Consider the following 4,791-nt stretch of genomic DNA (forward strand, 5'->3'; position numbering starts at 1 on the left):
CGGCTTTGCCCCGAAGGACGTCGAGCACATCTTTGCCCCCTTTTACACAACGAAACCTGCTGGTCTGGGGATGGGGCTGTCAATCTGCCGTTCGATCATCGAGGCCCATGGTGGACGATTGTGGGCGAGCGCGAACGCGCGGCGCGGTGCGATCTTTCAGTTTATGGTGCCCGCTCATCCAGATGACTCATCCTGATTGCCGCGCAGCGCGACCTGATTGCGGTCCGCGCGGACCTGGCTTTGCGCGCGGCAATCCAGAGGGCTCTGATGTGATGGACGACTCCCGCTACGCAGCGAGAGGTTTATGCCAGAGTGGAGCGGTCGTGACGTCCATCACATCAGAGCCTACAGCCTCTCGCGACAGGTTTTCGGCAATTCCGTCATTCGCGCGCTTTCCTATAACCCTTAAATCAAAGCAGCCGCCGCAAAGCGGCTTCGCAGCGGACAGTCGCACAGCATTTCACCCTCCCTCTTTGCATCCGTCCGCTGCCGAAAATCAGGCGCCGTGCGGTGACGCGTGCCAGGTAGCTGATCCAGCAGCTTGACATCGTGTGCGCGCCGGTACCATACCCACAACCTGACCCGAATCACGCGTATCGGAGTGTCGAATGGATAAGAGTCGGACGGAACCGCCAAGTCCGTCGCAGTTGCAGCGCACTGAGCAGATCGCTCAGCGCTCGATGCAGAGCGCGCCAGAAGGTGGCGACCCCCTCTCCCTGGATGACCGGTTGGCGAAGCGTGAGCTTCGCCTGTGGTAGGGTGAACGCACATTTCAGTATATCGATTTTTATGGACCTCGACCTCTGGACGTCGGCCCCGGAAACCGCATATCTGCTGTGGCAATCCGCTGAGGCGACTGGCGCGGATCGGCGCGCGTTCGCTGAACAGTCGATCGTCCAGCACTGCTCGATGTTCGCCCGCTTTCACCACTACCTGATGGCGCATCGAACGACCGTGGCCTCGTTCGGTGCAGATCACATTGATGGGTTCTTTTCGGCTCTGGAACACGACTGTCAGCCCGGCACAACCACGCGACTGCGATACCTCAAACTGATCGACCGGTTGTCCCGTCACCTGGTTGCGCACGAACTCCGTAGCGACAATCCTGCGGGCCGGATGCTCGCCCGTGAACACTGGCCGGAAGATGAGCCGATCCCGGTCTACCTGCCCGCCGACGAGGACGCCCGACTGCAGGCTGTGTGCGCCGCAAGACATTTCGAATCATTCAAGGATCTCCGCAACACAGCCATCGTTGCGCTCTTTCTGGGATCGGGAATCACCGCCGCAGAATTGCGGGAACTGACGAGTGATGATCTCGACACCGGCAGTGCACGCATGAGTGTTTTCGTGAAGAAACACGGGCCGCGCATCGCTCGCCGTGTTCCGGTTGATCCTTTTGCCGTCGACGTGCTGTGGATGTATCACGGCGCGCGAACGGAGATGCCGTGTCCGACCAACTGGCTATTCGTAGCAACCGCCGGAGGAAAGCCAATGAAGGCGGACACGCTCGGATCCTGTGTGCGAACGGCACTGCGGCTGGCGGGCGCCGCGGCTGACGACGAGAGTCCACGACTGCTTCGAAACACCTATGGTCGGAGACATCTGAGCGAGGGAAAGACCAACGAACAGGTAAGCGCACTGCTAGGCCTTTCCAGCCACAGAACCGCTACCCGCTTGCGTGACACGCTCGAGCAAGCCGATTTCGGCCCCGGCCTTATCGAGTGCGCGTTACCGAAGTAGAAGTTATCTTGACAGCACCTTTCCTGGGCCGCTTTGTCATCCGGCGGCCTTTCCCGCTGTCCAATAACAGGGGCGGAATGTCCCATTTTCAATGCCTCGGCGGACTCTTCCCGACCCACTCCGGCCGTTGAATCCCGTGCCCCCCCAACGGCAGCTTCCGAGTGTCCAGCGGTCATCCGCGCACTTGTTCCCCCGCGTCAGAGTTTGCCGCCATCTATTCGGGGAATGCGATCACCGCTCCGATCGCCCGCGGATTATGCCGGCACTCACCTGTCGCCATGCCGCTACAATCGAATCGGCGGATTGATCAATGTCTTGCTGGGTCGTCGCCCAGGAAATGACGGAGAAGCGCATCACGAGGCGGTCGCGCCAGACGGCCTCACCAACGTAGCAGACCCCCGCGGCCTGGATTCTTTCGACGACGGCCTTTGTCAGTTGATCGCGACACTCGGGCGACTCCCCGCTGCCAAACTGCACAACAAACTGGTTCAGTTCCACTTGATTGAGGATCTCCACGCCAGGCTCGGACGCAAGTCGTTCCGCCATGCGCCGGGCCAGACGACAGTGTTGCTCGATCATCGCCGCGATGCCGCTCCGCCCGAGTGCGCGGATCAGCGCCCAGGTCGCGAAGCCACGCGCGCGTCGCGATAGTTCGGGCACGTAGTGGAACGGTTCCCGACATGCTCCGCCGCCCGGGGGAAGGTAGCTTGCTTCGAACGCCATGGCCTGCCGGTGGGCTTGTGCGTCCCGGACGATTGCGTAACCACAGTCGTGCGGAACTTGCAGCCACTTGTGACCGTCGACCGCCCACGAATCTGCATGCTCGATGCCGGCCGTCAAATGGATCAACCCGGGGCTCGCTCGTGCCCACAAACCAAAAGCACCATCGACGTGAAGCCATCCACCGTGGCGATGTACGACGTCCGCGATCTCGCTGAATGGGTCGAACGCGCCGGTGTTGATCTGCCCGGCTTGCGCGATCACGATGAGCGGCCCCTCATGAGACGCCAACGCGCTGGACAGTGCGGCGACCTGCATGCGCCCCACATCATCCGTGGGGATACGAATGACACGATTGTGACCAAGCCCAAGGTAGCGCAAAGCGGCAAAGATAGTGGCATGCGCATCGTTGCCGATACATACGTTGATCGCGGGCGCGCCGAACAGACCGTCAGCATCGGCATTCCAACCCGCCTGCCGCAATACCTTACCTCTCGCTGCGGCAAGGCACACGAAACTTGCCATGGTCGCGCCGGTCGTGAAGCCAATTGAGCAGTCCGCCGGTAACGACAGGAGGTCGAGCAGCCATCGCGCAGCGACTTGCTCGGTCACTGCGTTGGCGGGAGACCCGAGGTAGCTCCCACCGTTTTGTCCCCATACGCTTGTCAGCCAGTCGGCTGCAACGCCGACAGGGTGCGAGCCGCCTGTCACCTTAGCGAAGGAACGTGGCCCCGCCGCCCCCATGAGGCCCGCGTCTGCACCCTCGGCTAACTGTCGGATGACTTCGTGGGCAACCATCCCGTCTTCAGGTGTCGATCCGTTCAGCGCCGCCCACAATTCCTCGAAGCTGGCAGTCGCGCTCGGACTTCGGCTCGCACGTGAGCCGTGGAACGCCAACGCCAAGGCACAAGCCTGCTCGAGCGCCACGCGGTATTCGTCAGACATGACAGCCCCTATGGGAGAAATTCCTTATTTATAGACCCAGAGAAGGAAGTATTCTGGCGATTGTTGTGCCGGCGAACGCCCGATACCGCCCGATCAACGGAGTTCGCCGCCGTGGGCTTCAAAAAAAGCGCGACCGGCAGCAACGGCCGGGAGCCATCTCTCCACGTATTCAGGAAGACGTCTGGGAAGTGCTGGCCGGCCTTAGCCAGCGATGCGCAGCCGTCTGTGAAGGCCGACGACACGACTGACGTGATCTGCAAGCGAGGGGCCGTTGACTGGGCGGCGCCGACATTTGAATGACACTGTGGAAGCGCGTGCCACCGGCCGTAGATGGCCGCAGTCTGCCCGATCGGCCTATTGCGCGACCCGTCGACGGCGACGAGCTATGCAAAGGGCATAACACGACCCTTCCTGGACTTCTTCGTTGTCGACCCCGCAGGCGACTGCTTTCGATTGAAGAGCCGTTGCTGTTCGGACCGCTCGGTAGCTCGTCGATCGCAATGGCCACGCGGCTCGGACTGACGAGCGCTTAAATAAGGTAAGCTGTTCCCGACGTATCAACCACAAGAAGAACGGCTTGGCAGTCCCGTGAAGCCGCCCGGGACGCAGCCGTACATCCGTCGGCAGCAGACACGCCCTGCGCAGCACGTGGCGAGTTCGTCCATGCCGGAGCAAAGGCTAACGTAATGGGAGAGTTTCCCATGAAGAAGACCCCACGATTTGTGTTGGCTCTCGGAATCTTCGCGTTTTCGCTGTTCGCTCGCGCAGATCCAGTCAAGCTGGAGTTCGTTGTGAACATCAAAACCGGCGAACGAGGTATGCCCAATCAATACGACAAGCTCGAACTCGGCGAAGGCAGCGGGCGCTACGTCGCTGTTCTTAAGCAAAGCGGAAAGGTGACAAGCAAAGGCCTGCTTGAAGGTGCAACCGTGCTCGATTGGGGGTTTCACGAGGTCCCGACCGAAGAAGCAGCCGCAGCTGGCTGGAACGAAGCAGAACCGAATGGTGGGGGGCCTGGCTATCTAGTGTTCACCCTTCCGTCAGGCGACAAGCTCACCATGCGGCTTCAAATGCATCTCCAGTATGTCCCTCAGATGCACGGAGCTCCACGGCCCTTCATCTTCGGCCTGTGGCAGATTGTCAGCGCTAGTGGGAGCTTGAGCCACTTACAAGGAACAGGGGTGATTCGCGTAGAGCGACCGTCATCAGAAGAACGTCTGTGGGTCCTCGAGGGGGAAGTCGGCCGCGCGGAAAGTGCTTCACCGTAGTTGCTTCGTAAGCGCCTCGCCTGGACCGTTCAGGTTTTTCTGGACTAAGCGATGTGAAGCGGCACATGCTATCTCCTTTGGGCATTTTGCGTTACCCGGTAACGGGTCCGGATATATC

Annotated in this window: 4 protein-coding genes; 3 read left to right on the plus strand and 1 reads right to left on the minus strand. The window is 60.7% G+C overall.

All coding sequences use genetic code 11. The annotated features are described in order from the left end of the window. Together HV744_RS38170 and HV744_RS36055 are read left to right on the plus strand one after the other, a co-directional pair. Positions 1-196, plus strand: a 196-nt coding sequence (locus tag HV744_RS38170) for an ATP-binding protein (RefSeq protein WP_175154014.1), incomplete at its 5' end; no start/stop codon positions are given. A gap of 593 nt (positions 197-789) precedes the next feature. Further along, positions 790-1,740: a tyrosine-type recombinase/integrase gene (locus tag HV744_RS36055; protein WP_175154015.1), complete on the plus strand. Its 951-nt coding sequence runs from the start codon at positions 790-792 to the stop codon at positions 1,738-1,740. A 231-nt stretch (positions 1,741-1,971) separates the two neighbouring features. Here HV744_RS36055 and HV744_RS36060 read toward each other — a convergent pair whose 3' ends face one another. Further along, the gene (locus HV744_RS36060) at positions 1,972-3,405 is read right to left on the minus strand and encodes a pyridoxal phosphate-dependent decarboxylase family protein (protein WP_175154016.1); all 1,434 of its coding nucleotides are present in this window, start codon (positions 3,403-3,405) and stop codon (positions 1,972-1,974) included. A gap of 701 nt (positions 3,406-4,106) precedes the next feature. On the opposite strand from HV744_RS36060, the gene HV744_RS36065 reads away from it, so the two are divergent. Further along, positions 4,107-4,673, plus strand: coding sequence for a hypothetical protein (locus HV744_RS36065; RefSeq protein WP_175154017.1), 567 nt, complete (start codon positions 4,107-4,109; stop codon positions 4,671-4,673). Positions 4,674-4,791 lie beyond the last annotated feature (118 nt).

Origin of the sequence: Paraburkholderia ultramafica, from assembly GCF_902859915.1 — a bacterium.
Taxonomy (GTDB): Bacteria; Pseudomonadota; Gammaproteobacteria; order Burkholderiales; family Burkholderiaceae; genus Paraburkholderia; species Paraburkholderia ultramafica.

Excerpts from the sequence above, each read along its gene's own strand:
- HV744_RS36055 (WP_175154015.1), top strand. The coding sequence starts at position 790 with ATGGACCTCGACCTCTGGACGTCGGCCCCGGAAACCGCATATCTGCTG.
- HV744_RS36065 (WP_175154017.1), top strand. The coding sequence starts at position 4,107 with ATGAAGAAGACCCCACGATTTGTGTTGGCTCTCGGAATCTTCGCGTTT.
- HV744_RS36060 (WP_175154016.1), bottom strand. The coding sequence starts at position 3,405 with ATGTCTGACGAATACCGCGTGGCGCTCGAGCAGGCTTGTGCCTTGGCG.